The sequence below is a fragment of the Pseudomonas sp. S2_F07 genome, assembly GCF_054668325.1.
In genome coordinates, this window is the sequence record NZ_CP162758.1 from 1,497,652 (window position 1) to 1,512,866 (window position 15,215).

Sequence of the window (15,215 nt, forward strand, 5' to 3'; positions counted from 1 at the left end):
TGCGAGCCAAACAACAGGCTCTGGTACTGAAGCATGATCTTCATCGCGCTGCACATAAGCACCAGCCAAGTGAATAGCCCTGGGTTAAAGACACTCGATGCCAGTTTCTGGCCGATTTCTATCGGCCCCACTGGCAGCTTCACGCCCTCCGCGACAGGCAACAATCGCCCATATACGGACGGTCAAACGCTTACTTTTCTCGAAGGCTACAAAGGCTGGACTGCAGCGCTCCGGGTACCGGCGAACGCACTCGTGCCAAGCCAGCGCCACAAGTTTTCCGCATCCCGCACAGCCCCGTCTACACGCAGCTCTCGCGACTGAAGAACCTCCCTTGGTGTGCGGTCGCCGGTCCACACCTCGGTCAGCGCGCGCACGCTAGAGTCCACGACGAGCGTGAGTTCGCGTCCGGGGTCGTCGCGGCACAAATCTGCCACACCATGTTCGACCACAAGCCACCACTCTTGCTCGCCGGACCGCGCGTCGCGGAACTTGAAGTGGATGACCACCGACCGGGACGGGAACATCTCGATGCGCGCGAACCGGCGCACGTCCCACATGAGCAGGCCCGCGTCGAGTTCGTTATCGCGAAGGCGACTGCCGATCCAGCGCGCGCCCCAATGCCCTAGCGCCATGATGATGGGGCGCAATTCCTCGCCTGCCTCGGTCAGGCTGTACTCCCAGACTTTGCCTGCGGCCGTGCGATGTATGACACCGATATCTTCCAGGTGGCGCAACCGCTGTGTCAGCAAGCTGGTGGACATCCGTGGTACGCCACGGTGCAGTTCGTTGAAGCGCTTACTGCCGCATAGCAGCTCGCGCACGACCAAAGGCGTCCAGCGCTCGCACAGTGCTTGCGCACCGCGCGCAACAGTGCAGAACTGACCGTAGCTTTCATCCATCGCCTGTACTCCGCAACTACAACGCTTCAGATTCTGAACTAGTCTTGCGACTTCGCCACGTGCACGCTCAAACCTCCGAAAGCCACCGCCTCAGGAGAACGCCATGACCAAGATAGCCATCATTCAGCGGCCGCCAGTGCTGCTCGATCGCAGCGCGACGATCGCCCGAGCCGTGCAATCGGTCGCTGAGGCCGCGGCGGCGGGAGCCTCGTTGATTGTTTTACCCGAATCGTTCATTCCAGGTTACCCGTCGTGGATCTGGCGGCTGGCGGCGGGAAAAGACGGGGCTGTCATGGGCCAGTTGCACACGCGCCTACTGGCCAACGCCGTCGATATCGCGAACGGTGACCTGAACGATTTGTGCGAGGTCGCCTGCGCCAACGCCGTGACAATCGTATGCGGCATCAATGAATGCGAGCGGCGTAATGGAGGTGGCACGCTCTACAACAGCGTAGTCGTTATCGGTACCAACGGCGAAGTGCTCAACCGGCATCGCAAGCTGATGCCAACGAACCCCGAGCGCATGGTCCATGGTTTCGGTGATGCGTCAGGGTTGCGTACGGTCGATACACCCGTCGGCCGCATTGGTACGCTCATCTGCTGGGAAAACTACATGCCTCTGGCGCGCTATTCATTGTATGCCCAAGGGGTGGAAATCTACGTCGCGCCCACGTACGACACCGGCGAAGGCTGGATCAGCACGATGCGTCACATTGCACTCGAAGGTCGATGCTGGGTGCTCGGCAGTGGCACCTCGCTGCGCGGCAGCGACATTCCCGATGACTTTCCGGCTCGCCTGCAACTGTTTCCCGATCCGCAAGAGTGGATCAACGACGGCGACTCGGTGGTGGTCAACCCTCAAGGCCGGATCACAGCCGGTCCACTGCACCGAGAGGCAGGCATTCTGTATGCGGACATCGACGTCTCACTCGTGGCGCCAGCGCGGCGGGCGCTCGACGTCACCGGGCACTATGCGCGCCCTGACATTTTCGAGCTGCAGGTACGACGCACGCCGGCGACAGCGGTGCGCTACATCGACGAGTGAAGCGAACCAACGCTCAGGCGATCCATCCCAACTTCGGCGGTATGGGTAACAACTGATGAAGGAGTCATTCCATGAGCATTCAAAAGTCTTACAAAGGCAGTTGTTTTTGCGGCGCAGTCGAGTTCACCGTCAGCGGTGAGCCAGCCGCAATGGGCTATTGCCATTGCCAGTCGTGTCGACATTGGTCGGCAGCGCCGGTCAATGCCTTCACGCTGTGGAAACCCGAGGCGGTGCAAGTGACTCGGGGGGCGGACAACATTGGCACCTACAACAAGACACCGCAGAGTTATCGCAAATGGTGCAAGACTTGCGGCGGGCACATCTTCACCGAACACCCAGGGATGGGGCTCATCGACGTGTATGCCGCTGTCATCCCGGATCTCGCGTATTCGCCAGGCGTTCACGTCCACTATCAGGAGGCCAGGCTGCGCATCAAAGACGGGTTGCCCAAGCTGAAGGATGTCCCCTGCGAATTAGGGGGATCGGGCGTCAGCGTGGACGAATAGCACGGGCAACGATTGATGTGATCGGGCGGCGGTTGCGGGCGCAAGTGGCGCCGGGTCTATTCTGAGCGCGTCGAGAATGTGCGCTCCAGTCGCCTGCGACAGTGTCGCATGCCTTTGGCGATCTGCTTTTCGATGGTGCCTTCCTTGATATCCAGTTGCATGGCGATCTCACGCATGGTGAATCCCTCGCAACGGGAGAGCAGAAACACTGCGCGGTATTTCTCCGGCAGATCGTCTAGTGCATTGGACAGTATTTCCAGCTCCTGACGAATACCGGCAGCCTTGTCCGGGGATGACAACGGGCACTCGATCGCCTCCGCCAACTCGCTTTCGCCGAAGTAACGACCATGGGTCGTGTCCTGTCGTTGCTTGTCCAGCAACAGATTGGTTGCCGTGCGATAGAGGTAGGCCAGCGGGTTGTCCGGCTGCTTTGTCGAGTGCCTGGCAGCGCGCAGCCAAGTCTCTTGAACGATGTCCGACGCAATGAACGATGAACCCGCTCTGCGCTGGATATAGGCCTTGAGCTCCTCATAGTGGATCTCTACCAGCCGGGTCAGTGTTGGAGATTTACAGGAGGCCATCAGCGGGAAGCGATCTTGTCAGGGGATGTGCCGGACGCTATCACATTTGATATGTAATCTCAAATGCGTATAAATCACATTTCACACTTGTTAACACTTGCGTATGATAGTTATTCTCAATAAAACCAGATCATATGTGAGTCCGCATGTCCGCCCTAGCTCTCCTGTGTGCACAAAACTCCGTTACCCCGCGCTCGCCCCCTGGCACTCCGGCCTCTGGCCCTCGCCGTGCACATGCTTGCAGTCGGTATCACTGTCGCTGCTCCATCTCTACAGGCGGCGCAACAGACTGATCAGGCCGAGGCTGGAAGCTCTTTGACCTTGGCGCCCATCGCTATCACGGAGACAGCCACTCAAGAGCGAATCGGCGTCACTGAAGATACCCACTCCTACACCACTGATGCAGCGCGCACGGCCACACCGTTGAGCATGTCGCTGCGCGAAACCCCGCAGTCGGTCAGTGTCGTCACCCAGCAACGCATTCAGGACCAGGATCTGCGTACGATCCTCGACGTGGTCAACAATGCCACGGGTGTGTCGGTCAACCGCTACGAGACCAGCCGGGCACAGTTCAACGCCCGCGGTTTTGAGCTCAACTCGCTGATGATCGACGGTGTACCGACCATCTTCGAGCAGCCGTGGAGTTCGGGGGAGATTTTCAGCAGCCTGGCCATGTACGACCGCGTTGAAGTGGTCCGTGGCGCCAACGGCTTGATGACCGGTGCGGGCGACCCTTCCGCGTCCCTCAACATGGTACGCAAGCGCGCCTACAGCACTGACCTCAAGGGTTCGGTAGAACTGAGCGCCGGCACATGGGACACCTATGGCGTCGAGGCCGATGTGTCCACGGCGTTGAACGAGGAAGGCACCATTCGTGCGCGGCTGGTCGGGGAGACCAACGAGGGCGATACCTGGATCGACATGAACGCCAACAAGCGCCAGACCCTCTACGGCACGATGGACATCGACCTGACGCCCGACACCACGCTGTGGTTCGGCTTGAGCCACCAGGAAAACAACGCCGATTCGCCGATGTGGGGCGGCCTGCCGGTCTGGTACGCAGACGGCAGCCGGACAAACTGGAGCCGTTCGAAGACAACCTCCGCCAAATGGAGCAAGTGGGACACCACCTACGACACCTATTTCGTCAATCTCGATCACACCTTCGCCAACGACTGGCAAGTCAACCTCAGCTACAACCGTGGCGAGCGAACCGGCGACTCTTCCCTGCTGTACCTCTCTGGCAATCCAGGCCAGAACGGTAGTGCCGGTATGTCTTCGTTCCCGGCGACCTACAAGACCAAGACCACCCAGGACGACTACGGCATCCGCTTCAATGGCCCGTTCTCGCTGCTGGGCCGCGAGCATGAAGCGGCCTTTGGTTATGTGGACAGCAAGCAGAAATTCGATGCCGATGCACTCAACGCGCAAACCGGCTTTGACGGTGTTGCCAACTTCGATGCCTACAACGGCGATTTCCCGGAACCGGTCTGGGGCCCGCGGACAGACTACGGCTACAGCGAGACCCGGCAGAAAGGGCTCTACGCAGCGACCCGTTTGAACGTGACCGACGACCTGAAAGTGATTCTTGGCGCGCGTGAGAGCTGGTACGAAAAGACCAGCGATGACATCTACTCGGAGGTGAGCAAGATCGACGTCGATCACGAACTGACCCCTTATGCGGGCATCGTCTACGACCTCACCGACAACCTTTCGGCCTATGCCAGCTACACGGAAATCTTCCTGCCGCAGTCGGTACGCGACAGCAGTGGCCAGCAATTGGAGCCCATCGTTGGCGAGAGCAGTGAAATCGGTTTGAAGGGTGAGTACTTCGGTGGCCGCCTGAACGCCTGCGCTGCGATTTTCCAGATCAAGCAGGATAACCTGGGCCAAAGCACCGGCGTGCTGATCGATCCTTCGAACCCCGCCGGCGGTTATGCCTACGAGGCCAGTGAAGGCGCAACCAGCAAGGGCTTCGAGCTGGAAGTGTCCGGCGAACTCGCGACCGACTGGAATGCAACAGTGGGTTACACCCAGTTCACCGCCGAAGATGCCAAGGGCAACGACGTAAACACCCTGTATCCGACCAAGCTGCTGCGTACCTTTACCACCTACCGCCTGCCCGGTGTTTTCAACAGGCTGACCATCGGCGGCGGGGTCAACTGGCAGGACTCGATCTACACCTACGCCACCAACCCGGCAGGCAACTCCGAGAAGATCCAGCAGGATGCCTATGCCCTGGTCAACCTGATGGCTCGCTACGAGATCACCGAAAACCTTTCGGCGCAGGTGAATGCTGACAACGTCACCGACGAGAAGTACTTCGACATCTTCGATGCCTATGGTGCCCTGACGTACGGTGCACCACGCAGTATCACAGCTTCAGCGAAGTATCGCTTCTAAGGCACCAGGCGGGTCGGCGCAGTTCACTGCTGCGCCCAGTGACACGACGAAAACTCAAGCTCGCACCAGATTGGCCAGCAACACCGAACCTTCCAACGCCTGGCGATTTGACTGCGAGCAAGTCATCAGCCATCCATCACAGTATTTTCACATCCATTGGAATACGGTGGATCCAGCTCCTTTTGTGTTTTCCAGCCCGCACTCCCCATCGCGGGCTTTTTTTTCTACTCGATTCGTATGAAACAACAGGACGACCCCGGCCATCGGCGCAAGGACAAGAGACTAGAACAGTCGGACGACTATGGCGGCGACAAGATTGCCAGTGCCAGGGCGGCACCGATGCTGAACGGCACCACAGCAGAGCGGATCGCGTTCGGAGCGGGAATACGCATCTCTTCGGCAAACGCTGCAACGTCGCGGTGCAATTGTTCAATGCTGGATTGATTCGTATGTTGTGTGGGCATGCTGCTACTTCCTGTGCGGGTCACGAGTCGTGTCTGCCGTGGCGAGTTGGAATAGCGGGTCACTCCTGCCAAAGTTGTAGGCAGAATCCGAGAATCGCGTAAGGGGTCTATCAACGGGGCCGAAAAAGAAAAGCCGGTCGTTCGCAACACCTTCCCCAAGTGCCAAACGACCCTGCCCACAGTCGATTGGCTAAACTTCATGAGTAAACCACTTCGCGCAACCCTGAACGTCAGGAGGCGAACATGAGCAAGCAACCTCAACCCCAAAGCCGCTCCAACCCCCAGCCCAGATCCCGTCCGTTGGTGCCGAACCTGCCGAGCAAAACCGGCAACAAGTCCGGCGGCTTGCGCGGTAACTATCCGCCGAAGAAGTCGTAATGGCCTCTGGTGTACGACAGGCTTTGCAATAGAGCCTGTCGTACTCCCCGTCACTTCAGCATTACTTGCCTCTATATCGGACATTGTTTTGTGCAAGCGACGTCGTCCCGGCCAAGAGTGATGGCCAAGGGCTACGCCCTCCACGGTTTCTCGACCATGCCACCAACCGATTCCATCCCTGACTCTGAAAATGTCTGCTCCTTTAACGCACCCAAGCTTTCGCGAAGTCCCGTGTTGCCATGAACCCTGCTTTTTTCTGGCTCATTTACATGGAGTAAGCGTACATGCCCTTCCCCACTCGTTTCCTCGACCCCTACCGCAAAGCCGACCGCATCATGCTGGGCCTGATCTGGCTGATGTTCGCTTTCGCTATCGGCCTGGCGTTCTGGCACGACACCTTCAAGCAGGCGCTGCTGGTGGGGGGTGGCACCAGTGTGTTGTTGACGCTGTTGTATCGCGCCATCGGCGGAACGCGGTTGATGCGTTGTTTGCTGGGCGTTGGGTTGATGGTGATGGAGACGGTCGCGCTGCTCTATCTGGCGCTGCACAGCCAGGCCGATGCGGTGGAGAGCCAGGACATGCTGGACAAGATGCTCGCCACCACGTCCCAGTTCACCGCTGGTGCCGGCCAGGGTGACAAGGTGCTGGCCGGGCAGGCGCAGCAGATCGGTACGGTGCTGGAGGTGATCAGCAGCATTGCCGAGCAGACCAACTTGCTGGCGCTCAACGCGGCGATTGAAGCGGCGCGTGCCGGCGAGCAAGGACACTGGCGCTGAGTAGTCGGCGCTTGCCGCCGATTGCGACTCGGCTGGATGCGTTGGGGCGCACGTTTCATCAGTGATGCGGCCGTGGGCGCGGCGTTTGTTTCCAATGGGAAAACGGCGAGACTACAGCAAGGTATCCGTCCGGAAAGTGCACCCGCGATCATTGCGCTAATCACCCAGGGCAGCTTGCCACGCAATGAAATCAAGACGTTCACCGGTCTGACGCCGCGACCGGCAATCGACGAATTATCCAGGCTTATAAAAGTCGGCCTGGTAGAAAGCCGAAATCCAAAATCCAGAATCGTGCCCCCCGGCCTGCCCGCCTGGTTTGCCCAGGATATCTTTCCAGACCTGCATCGACGATTTCAGAAAAACAAAGCCTCAGCCAGATCGCTGCCCTATTGTATTGGCACGACAAGCCCATCCGTCGCACCAATATTGCTCTACAGACTCAATAAATCTACATTTGAATCTATAGATACAAAAAAGGACGCGAACATGGCCATACCCATCCAAGCCCAATCCTTCACAAAAAACCAATGCGTCACCGGCCTGCGTGCCGCCGTGAGCATTCTGGAAAAGTGGAAAGCCACCAGCGACCAGGCCTGTCGCATCCTGCGTATTTCCCGCAGTACCTATACCCGCGCCCGGCAGCGTGACCCGGATTGGGCGGTGGCGCTGGATGCGGACCAGATGCAGCGCATCAGCTTCGTGCTGAACATGCACGCGACGTTGCGGCTGGTATTCGATAACCCGAACAACGTGTACGGCTTTGCTTCGATGGCCAATGACAACGAGTTTTTCAACGGGCGTTCGCCGCTGGAGATCATGGCCCAGGGCGACATGATTTCGCTGTATGAAACCTTCCGCCGCATCGACATGCTGCGGGGTGCGCAATGGTGATGGCGAGCGAGCTGGCGGTGTTTGCCGGTCAGTCGTTGCAGGCTTATCGCCTGGTCAATTCGAAGTTTCCGCCCATTGCGTTGTTTGATGATGTGGCGGACGCGGATGAATTTGAGCTGTTGTTCGAAATTCAGGCGTTGACCAATCCGCGGTTGAAGAATGAAGTGGGTCAGCTGGAGTTGATTGCACGCAGCGAGATTCCGTTCGGCATTCCCGGCTGCTCCTACGCCATCGCGCCCTTTACCCATGTCAACCCGGCGGGTTCGCGTTTCAGTGACGGCCGCTTTGGGGTGTTGTACCTGGCGGATTCGATGGAAGCGGCGCTGGCCGAGGTGCGGCATCACCAGGCGCTGTATTGGTCGAGGGTGCCGAGCCTGAACTATGAGCGCTTTGTGTTTCGTGGGTTGGCTTGTGCTTTTGGCGATGCCGGGATGAAGGACGCCGCGAGCCTGCCGGTGAACGATCCGGTGTATGCGCCGGACGACTACAGCCATTCCCGTGTGCTGGGGCGCGCGGTGCGGGACGCCGGTTGTCCCGGGTTGCGTTATCACTCGGTGCGGATGCCGGGCAGTCATTGCTGGGCGCTGATGACGCCTAGGCCGGTTTCGTCGATTGTGCAGGCGGCGCATTACGAGATGGTCTGGAATGGGCAGATCACCAGCGTGAGCCAGATCAGCGAAGCTTGATTGCCTCGCCACAAAAAGAGTTGCTTAAACAGGCGGTGTTCGATCCATTGACCGCATCGATAGTCACCATCATTTCAATGAAGTTCTCTTAAAAAATCTCCGGCGTAACATCTGCTCCATACCAACCCATAAGCACCCCGGAGCACACGATCATGAAACGCCAGACCCTCCTCAGCATCGCTTTCTCGGTTTTCGCAGTTAACGCTTTCGCCGCAAACTCCGCTCAACCTGTGGTCGCTGAAGGCGGCTCGGATCGTCTGATTGAAAGCCGTGTGGCCGAGGGTGGTTCCGATCGCCTGATCGAGAATCGCGTGGCTGAAGGTGGTTCAGATCGTCTGCTGGAAAAACGCGTCGCTGAAGGCGGTTCCGACAAACTGCTGGAAAACCGCGTTGCCGAAGGCGGTTCCGACAAACTGCTGGAAAACCGCGTCGCCGAAGGCGGTTCCGACAAACTGCTGCAGAACCGCGTTGCCGAAGGCGGTTCGGATCGTCTGATCGAAAGCCGCGCTGTCTGAATGCAGTGCTTGACCGCAGGACTCAACGAAAAGCCCGGCCTCAACAGCCGGGCTTTTTCGTGGTTCACTGTTTGATCGGTGTTACGAGCACCTTTTCCTCAGTGTCGAGGACGAACACCGCCAACAGGCGTGCAGGTTGGGTGTCGCTGGCGTTGGCGCTGACCAGGTGCACGGAACCCGGTTCCTCTACAAAATTTTCGCCGACCTTGTAGATCTTTTCCGGTTCGCCTTTGACCTCGATGCGAAACGAGCCCTCCAGCACCGTTGCATAAATGAAGGCCGTTTTCGGATGGGTGTGGGCTGGCGACGCGGCACCCGGCCCATACTCGACGACCACGCCCCTCATACTCTTGCCGGGGATGTTGGGAATGGGACGGTCGAACACCACCGTCACCTTACCGGGGGGCGGTTCGGCGGCCGATGCGGCGCTGATCGAGAGCGCAGCGAATGCAGCGGCCATCAGCAATCGGGTAACCATGGGACTTCTCCTGGATTGGTAGGGAAATGTGAGGGTGCGATTCGTTACTGCGCTGTCGACCGGGCCAGCCAGTCGTCGAAGCGGATCGCCCCCAGGCGTGCGTTCTTGCCGGTGACCAGCGATTGATCGTCGAGCACGGCGCCGAAGTAACGTGCATGCACGTCCGGCACGACCTTGCGGTTGTCCCGGGTCGCCCGCAGAAAGCGCCGGGCCAGTTCGTCGATCGGCATGGTTTCCGGGCCGCCGACTTCAACGGTGCCATTGAGCGGTGCAGCCAGCACGACATCGGCCAGCACCGCTACCACGTCGTCGGACGCTATCGGCTGGATCAGAGCCGGCGAAGCATGAATTTCCTCGCCAACGGCGAACGACTGGACAATGCCGCCGGCAAACTCGGAGAACTGCGTGGCACGCACAATGGTGTAAGGCATGCCGGACGCCTTGATAAGGGCTTCCTGCGCGACCTTGGCCCGGAAATAACCGGTATCGGGAAGCCGCTCACTCCCGACAATCGACAGGGCAACATGATGACGAACCCCGGCGGCGGCTTCGGCGGCCAGCAGGTTCCGGCTCGACGTTTCAAAGAAATCGAGAACAGCCTGGTCCTCCCACGACGGCGCGTTCGCTACGTCGACCACCACATCGGCACCGTCCATCGCTGCGGCCAGGCCTTCGCGGGTGATGCTGTTCACGCCCGTGCTTGGGCTCGCGGCGAGCGCGTCATGGCCGCGCTCGCGCAGGGTGTTCACAAGTTTCGATCCGATGAGGCCGGAGCCTCCGATGACGACGATCTTCATGACTGTTCTCCACTTGTCGACTGCAACCATTGCGTCGGTGTAGAGAGATTGCCTGCGCGCACCAGGCAAGTCCTTGCGCCAGGCTTGGGTTTGTCTTGGCGTATGCTTGAATTTATGTCCAAAGCCGATGGTGTTCATCCAGCCGCCCTTGCCGCAGACGGTGCAGCGGGTGCCGAGCTGCCGTATCATCTGCCTCTGTTACCAACCGCCAGCCGCCTGGGACAAGGAGTTGAGGGCGATTCGCCAGGGGATGCTCGACTTGCCATTCACGTTTGAAGACTACTTGCTCGATCAGGAGCGCCGGGAGCTGACCCTGCGCGGGCAGGTCGTGGCCGTCGGACCGCAGGTCTTCGATCTGTTGCTGCTGTTCGTCAACAATCCCGATCGCGTCGTCAGCAAAGACGAATTGCTCAAGGCAGTGTGGGGCGACCGGATCGTTTCGGAATCGACGATCACCAGCCACATCAATGCGGTGCGCAAGGCCATTGGTGATACCGGCGAGGAGCAGCGCCTGGTACGCACCGTCCCCCGCAAGGGCTACCGCTTCGTTGGCCGGATCAACGGCGACTTGACCGGGGAAGCGCGACAGCCTGACATCGATGAACGCTCGACCGCTACCCCGAAGCAAATCCCCTCCCCCGCGCTCGTCCTGCCGGACAAACCCTCGATCACCGTCCTGCCCTTCCAGAACCTGAGCGGCGATCCGGAGCAGGAGTATTTCGCCGATGGCGTGGTGGAGGACATCATCGCCGCCCTGTCGCGGATCCGCTGGCTGTTCGTCATCGCTCGCAATTCGAGCTTCACCTACAAGGGCCAGACCGTGGACGCCCGGGGCGTCGGCCAGGCGTTGGGCGTGCGCTACGTGCTCGAAGGCAGCGTGCGCAAGTGCGGGAACAGGCTACGCATTACCGGGCAACTGATCGATGCGACAAGCGGGACGCACATCTGGGCGGAGCGCTTCGAAGGCCTGCTCGACGACATCTTCGAGCTGCAGGACCAAATCACCGAAAGCGTCGTCGGAGCCATCGCGCCGCAACTGGAACGGGCAGAAATCGAACGCGCCAAACGCAAGCCGACAGAAAGCCTGGACGCCTACGACTACTACCTGCGCGGGATGGCAAAACTGCACAGCGGCAGTCGGGAAGCCATCGAGCAAGCGCTGCCGATGTTCTACCAGGCCATCGAACTCGATACGGAGTTTGCTTCGGCCTATGGCATGGCCGCCTGGTGCCACTTCTGGCGCAAGCTCAATGGCTGGATGGCCGATCGGCCTGCAGAAATCGCCGAGGGCATACGGCTGGCGCGTCTGGCGGTGACCCTCGGCCGCGACGATGCCGTTGCGTTGACCCGGGGCGGACATGCGCTTGCTCATCTCGCCGGCGAAGTCGACGCCGGCATTGCACTGCTCGATCGGGCACGCCTGCTCAACCCCAACCTCGCCCCCGCCTGGTTCCTGGGCGGTATCCTGCGGGCGCTGCACGGCGAAACAGACACCGCCATCGAAAATTTGAACCATGCCGTTCGCTTGAGCCCGCTGGACCCGGAAATGTTCAGGATGCAGGTCGGGATGGCGCTCGCGCATTTCTTCGCCGGGCACTTCGATGCCGCTGCGGACTGGGCGGAAAAAGCGCTGGGCAACCTGCCCGGTCTGCTGATCGCGGCAGCGCTGGTGGCGGCCAGTCATGCGCTCGGCGGTCGAACGGAAAAAGCCAATCTGGCGATGCAGCGTCTGCAAAAGCTGGATCCTTCTTTGCGTCTGTGCACCCTCAAGGGCTGGCTGCCCATTCAACGGCCTGAGGATTTCGCCCGTTTCGTCGATGGACTGCGGCTGGCCGGGTTGCCGGAATGATGGGGCGCTGAACACGACTTTCACCCGGCAAAACTTGCACTTTGCAAGGGTAGGCTAAGCTTTGAACAACTCGTTGCTCACGATGCTCGGTTCTGCAGGTTTTGGGTTTTTCTGGAGAGCGTCTGCAACAGCTATCCCAGACTGGCCCCAACCTTTCACGCAGGATTGCCGTGATGACAGAGCCCCTCCTCAGCTTTGATGCACTCAAGCGCGCCGCTGCCGCCGGCGAAATCGATACCGTGCTGGTTTGCATGGTCGACATGCAGGGACGCCTGGTCGGCAAGCGCTTCCAGGTCGAGTTTTTCATCGACAGCGGCCACGAAGAAACCCACTGCTGCAACTACCTGCTGGCCGACGACATCGACATGGAACCGGTGCCGGGTTACGCCGCAGCCAGTTGGAGCAAGGGCTACGGCGACTTCGTGCTCAAGCCCGACATGTCCACCCTGCGGCGCGTACCCTGGCTTGAATGCACGGCGCTGGTGCTGTGCGACGTGCTCGATCATCACCATCGCCAGGACCTGCCCCACAGCCCTCGGGCGATTCTGAAAAAGCAGGTCGAGCGCCTGCGCGAGCGCGGCTATACCGGCATGTTTGCCTCGGAACTCGAGTTCTATCTGTTCGATGAGAGCTACGAGGCGATCCACAAGCGCAACTATCACAAGCCGAAAACCGCCGGCCATTACATCGAGGACTACAACATCCTGCAGACCACCCGCGAGGAGCCGGTGCTGCGGGCGATCCGCAAGCACTTGCAGGCCTCGGGCATTCCCGTGGAAAACTCCAAGGGGGAATGGGGCCCGGGGCAGGAAGAGATCAACATTCGCTACGCCGACGCCATGACCATGGCCGACCACCACGTCATCATCAAGCACGCCTGCAAAGAGATCGCGCAGTTGCAGGGCAAGGCGATCACCTTCATGGCCAAGTGGCGCTACGACGCCGCCGGTTCCAGCAGTCACATCCATAATTCGCTGTGGGACAAGAACGCCAAAAAGCCGCTGTTCTTCGACGCGAAAGCCGAGTTCGGCATGTCGAAACTGATGCGGGCCTGGGTCGCCGGGCAGCTCAAGTACGCCAACGACATCACCTGTTTTCTTGCGCCCTACATCAACTCCTACAAGCGCTTCCAGGCTGGCACGTTTGCACCGACACGGGCGGTCTGGAGCCGCGACAATCGCACCGCCGGCTTTCGCCTGTGTGCCGAAGGCAGCAAGGCCATCCGCATCGAATGCCGCATCGGCGGTGCCGACCTCAACCCCTATCTGGCCTTCGCCGCGCTGATCGCGGCGGGCTTGAAGGGTATCGACGAGAAGCTCGATCTTGCGCCGCCGTTCGAAGGCGACGCCTACCTCGACGAGCATTTGCCGGAGGTGTCCAAGACCCTGCGCGAGGCGAGCGCCGCCCTCAAGGCCTCAAGCATGTTGCGCGAGGCATTCGGTGATGAGGTTGTCGACCATTACGTGCACACCGCCGAGTGGGAGCAGAAGGAGTACGACCGGCGAATTACCGACTGGGAATTGCAGCGCGGTTTCGAGCGCTACTGAGAACATCATGACTGAGAAGGTGCAACTGATCTCACCGGTCGATGGCCGGGTGTACGTTGAACGCGATCTTGCCGATGCGGCGCAGATTGAGCAGGCGCTGACGGCGGCTGCCAGCGCACAAGTCTCATGGCAACGCCGATCACTGAGCGAACGCGCGGTTTATTGCAGCGCCGCGGTGGACGCGATGCTATCGATGGAGGCCGACATCGTCCCGGAACTGGCCTGGCAGATGGGCCGCCCGGTGCGTTACGGCGCCGGCGAACTGCGCGGTTTTGCCGAACGCGCCCGACACATGATCGCCATCGCACCACAGGCCCTGGCCGCAATAGAGCCGGAACCCAAGGCGGGTTTCCAGCGCTATATCAAACGCGAGCCGCTGGGTACGGTGCTGGTGGTCGCCCCATGGAATTACCCTTATCTGACGGCGGTGAACACGATCATCCCGGCACTGATGGCCGGCAACAGTGTAATCCTCAAGCACGCGTCGCAAACCCTGCTGGTGGGCGAGCGTTTCGCCGAGGCCATGCGTCGCGCAAAACTGCCCGAGGGGTTGTTCCAGAATCTGCTGCTCAACCATGTGTCGACCGGGGCGATCCTTGCTTGCGGGCGCGTGCAGCAAGTGAACTTCACTGGTTCCGTAGAGGCTGGCAAGGTCATGGAAAGCGCCGCCAGCGGACAGTTTCTCGGCATGGGCCTGGAGCTCGGCGGAAAAGACCCGGCCTATGTCCGGGCAGACGCCAACCTTGAGTATGCGGTGGAAAATCTGGTGGACGGCAGTTTCTTCAATTCCGGGCAAAGTTGCTGCGCCGTGGAGCGCATCTACGTCGACCAGAAAATCTACCCGGTGTTTGTCGAGCGCTTCGCCGAACTGACCCGCCAGTACGTGCTGGGCAACCCGCTGGACGAAGCCACCACCCTCGGTCCGCTGGTGACACCGGGCGCCGCCTTCTTCGTGCGTGGCCAGATCGCCGAAGCGCTGGCCCAGGGCGCCAAAGCGCTGATTGATCCGAAGTCCTTTCCCGCCGACGTACCGGGCAGCGCCTATCTCGCACCGCAAGTGCTGGTGGACGTGAACCATCAAATGTCGGTCATGCGCGACGAAAGCTTTGGCCCGGTGGTCGGCATCATGCCGGTGGCCAGCGATGAAGAAGCCATCGCCTTGATGAACGACAGTGAGTTCGGGCTCAGCGCTTCCATCTGGACCCGGGACCTCGCCGCGGCCGAACGCCTGGGCAACGAGATCGCCACCGGCACGGTGTTCATGAACCGCTGCGATTACCTGGACCCGGCACTGGCCTGGACCGGCGTGAAGAACAGCGGGCGCGGCGTCACCCTGTCGCCATTGGGCTACGAGCACCTGACCCGGGCCAAATCCTTTCATCTGCGTCACGAGGTGTAGA

The 15,215-nt window shown here is 60.2% G+C and carries 15 protein-coding genes and 1 pseudogene; 11 read left to right on the top strand and 5 right to left on the bottom strand.

The genetic code is table 11. The features are described from left to right. Window positions 1–206: 206 nt before the first annotated feature. On the bottom strand, window positions 207–899 hold the full coding sequence (locus AB4O40_RS06760) for a winged helix-turn-helix transcriptional regulator (RefSeq protein WP_409079400.1): 693 nt from the start codon (window positions 897–899) through the stop codon (window positions 207–209). Between the two features lie 103 nt (window positions 900–1,002). Here AB4O40_RS06760 and AB4O40_RS06765 point away from each other — a divergent pair, with 103 nt between their 5' ends. Together AB4O40_RS06765 and AB4O40_RS06770 are read left to right on the top strand one after the other, a co-directional pair. After that, entirely contained in the window at window positions 1,003–1,944 is a 942-nt protein-coding gene (locus tag AB4O40_RS06765) for a carbon-nitrogen hydrolase family protein (RefSeq protein ID WP_056723695.1), read from the top strand. Window positions 1,945–2,015: 71 nt separating this feature from the next. Continuing rightward, on the top strand, window positions 2,016–2,450 hold the full coding sequence (locus AB4O40_RS06770) for a GFA family protein (RefSeq protein ID WP_223541419.1): 435 nt from the start codon (window positions 2,016–2,018) through the stop codon (window positions 2,448–2,450). A 56-nt stretch (window positions 2,451–2,506) separates the two neighbouring features. Here the strand turns inward: AB4O40_RS06770 and AB4O40_RS06775 are convergent, their stop codons facing one another. Then, window positions 2,507–3,031 (bottom strand): RNA polymerase sigma factor, encoded by a 525-nt coding sequence (locus AB4O40_RS06775; RefSeq protein ID WP_056723700.1) that lies wholly within the window; start codon window positions 3,029–3,031, stop codon window positions 2,507–2,509. A gap of 315 nt (window positions 3,032–3,346) precedes the next feature. Here AB4O40_RS06775 and AB4O40_RS06780 point away from each other — a divergent pair, with 315 nt between their 5' ends. Then, window positions 3,347–5,434, top strand: coding sequence for a TonB-dependent siderophore receptor (locus AB4O40_RS06780; RefSeq protein WP_223541420.1), 2,088 nt, complete (start codon window positions 3,347–3,349; stop codon window positions 5,432–5,434). Between the two features lie 299 nt (window positions 5,435–5,733). Here AB4O40_RS06780 and AB4O40_RS06785 read toward each other — a convergent pair whose 3' ends face one another. Next, window positions 5,734–5,898: a hypothetical protein gene (locus AB4O40_RS06785; protein WP_223541421.1), complete on the bottom strand. Its 165-nt coding sequence runs from the start codon at window positions 5,896–5,898 to the stop codon at window positions 5,734–5,736. 243 nt (window positions 5,899–6,141) lie between these two features. On the opposite strand from AB4O40_RS06785, the gene AB4O40_RS06790 reads away from it, so the two are divergent. From AB4O40_RS06790 to AB4O40_RS06810, 5 genes and pseudogenes are all read left to right on the top strand, one after another. Continuing rightward, window positions 6,142–6,276: a hypothetical protein gene (locus AB4O40_RS06790; RefSeq protein ID WP_256355847.1), complete on the top strand. Its 135-nt coding sequence runs from the start codon at window positions 6,142–6,144 to the stop codon at window positions 6,274–6,276. 563 nt (window positions 6,277–6,839) lie between these two features. After that, window positions 6,840–7,040 (top strand): annotated as a pseudogene (locus tag AB4O40_RS06795) (methyl-accepting chemotaxis protein); the annotation flags it as partial. A gap of 498 nt (window positions 7,041–7,538) precedes the next feature. Beyond that, on the top strand, window positions 7,539–7,943 hold the full coding sequence (locus tag AB4O40_RS06800) for an antitoxin Xre-like helix-turn-helix domain-containing protein (RefSeq protein WP_056723706.1): 405 nt from the start codon (window positions 7,539–7,541) through the stop codon (window positions 7,941–7,943). Then, the gene (locus tag AB4O40_RS06805) at window positions 7,937–8,629 is read left to right on the top strand and encodes an RES family NAD+ phosphorylase (RefSeq protein ID WP_460055311.1); all 693 of its coding nucleotides are present in this window, start codon (window positions 7,937–7,939) and stop codon (window positions 8,627–8,629) included. The genes AB4O40_RS06800 and AB4O40_RS06805 overlap by 7 nt, the downstream gene beginning before the upstream one ends. Window positions 8,630–8,781: 152 nt before the next feature. Further along, the gene (locus AB4O40_RS06810; protein WP_460055308.1) at window positions 8,782–9,144 is read left to right on the top strand and encodes a hypothetical protein; all 363 of its coding nucleotides are present in this window, start codon (window positions 8,782–8,784) and stop codon (window positions 9,142–9,144) included. A gap of 64 nt (window positions 9,145–9,208) precedes the next feature. Here AB4O40_RS06810 and AB4O40_RS06815 read toward each other — a convergent pair whose 3' ends face one another. Then, window positions 9,209–9,622, bottom strand: a complete 414-nt coding sequence (locus AB4O40_RS06815; RefSeq protein ID WP_056723710.1) for a cupin domain-containing protein — start codon at window positions 9,620–9,622, stop codon at window positions 9,209–9,211. 44 nt (window positions 9,623–9,666) lie between these two features. Then, on the bottom strand, window positions 9,667–10,419 hold the full coding sequence (locus tag AB4O40_RS06820) for an SDR family oxidoreductase (RefSeq protein ID WP_460055305.1): 753 nt from the start codon (window positions 10,417–10,419) through the stop codon (window positions 9,667–9,669). Window positions 10,420–10,678: 259 nt separating this feature from the next. On the opposite strand from AB4O40_RS06820, the gene AB4O40_RS06825 reads away from it, so the two are divergent. The 3 genes from AB4O40_RS06825 to AB4O40_RS06835 all read left to right on the top strand — a co-directional run bounded on the left by AB4O40_RS06825 (window position 10,679) and on the right by AB4O40_RS06835 (window position 15,214). Next, complete coding sequence (locus AB4O40_RS06825) at window positions 10,679–12,268, top strand: winged helix-turn-helix domain-containing tetratricopeptide repeat protein (protein ID WP_056723860.1); 1,590 nt, start codon at window positions 10,679–10,681, stop codon at window positions 12,266–12,268. 173 nt (window positions 12,269–12,441) lie between these two features. Beyond that, the gene (locus tag AB4O40_RS06830) at window positions 12,442–13,815 is read left to right on the top strand and encodes a glutamine synthetase family protein (RefSeq protein ID WP_056723714.1); all 1,374 of its coding nucleotides are present in this window, start codon (window positions 12,442–12,444) and stop codon (window positions 13,813–13,815) included. A 7-nt stretch (window positions 13,816–13,822) separates the two neighbouring features. Then, window positions 13,823–15,214, top strand: coding sequence for an aldehyde dehydrogenase family protein (locus AB4O40_RS06835; protein ID WP_056723716.1), 1,392 nt, complete (start codon window positions 13,823–13,825; stop codon window positions 15,212–15,214). Window position 15,215: the final 1 nt, after the last annotated feature.

Coding starts and splice junctions, on each gene's coding strand:
- AB4O40_RS06760 (WP_409079400.1), bottom strand. CDS start 899: ATGGATGAAAGCTACGGTCAGTTCTGCACTGTTGCGCGCGGTGCGCAA.
- AB4O40_RS06765 (WP_056723695.1), top strand. CDS start 1,003: ATGACCAAGATAGCCATCATTCAGCGGCCGCCAGTGCTGCTCGATCGC.
- AB4O40_RS06770 (WP_223541419.1), top strand. CDS start 2,016: ATGAGCATTCAAAAGTCTTACAAAGGCAGTTGTTTTTGCGGCGCAGTC.
- AB4O40_RS06775 (WP_056723700.1), bottom strand. CDS start 3,031: ATGGCCTCCTGTAAATCTCCAACACTGACCCGGCTGGTAGAGATCCAC.
- AB4O40_RS06785 (WP_223541421.1), bottom strand. CDS start 5,898: ATGCCCACACAACATACGAATCAATCCAGCATTGAACAATTGCACCGC.
- AB4O40_RS06790 (WP_256355847.1), top strand. CDS start 6,142: ATGAGCAAGCAACCTCAACCCCAAAGCCGCTCCAACCCCCAGCCCAGA.
- AB4O40_RS06800 (WP_056723706.1), top strand. CDS start 7,539: ATGGCCATACCCATCCAAGCCCAATCCTTCACAAAAAACCAATGCGTC.
- AB4O40_RS06805 (WP_460055311.1), top strand. CDS start 7,937: ATGGTGATGGCGAGCGAGCTGGCGGTGTTTGCCGGTCAGTCGTTGCAG.
- AB4O40_RS06810 (WP_460055308.1), top strand. CDS start 8,782: ATGAAACGCCAGACCCTCCTCAGCATCGCTTTCTCGGTTTTCGCAGTT.
- AB4O40_RS06815 (WP_056723710.1), bottom strand. CDS start 9,622: ATGGTTACCCGATTGCTGATGGCCGCTGCATTCGCTGCGCTCTCGATC.
- AB4O40_RS06820 (WP_460055305.1), bottom strand. CDS start 10,419: ATGAAGATCGTCGTCATCGGAGGCTCCGGCCTCATCGGATCGAAACTT.
- AB4O40_RS06830 (WP_056723714.1), top strand. CDS start 12,442: ATGACAGAGCCCCTCCTCAGCTTTGATGCACTCAAGCGCGCCGCTGCC.
- AB4O40_RS06835 (WP_056723716.1), top strand. CDS start 13,823: ATGACTGAGAAGGTGCAACTGATCTCACCGGTCGATGGCCGGGTGTAC.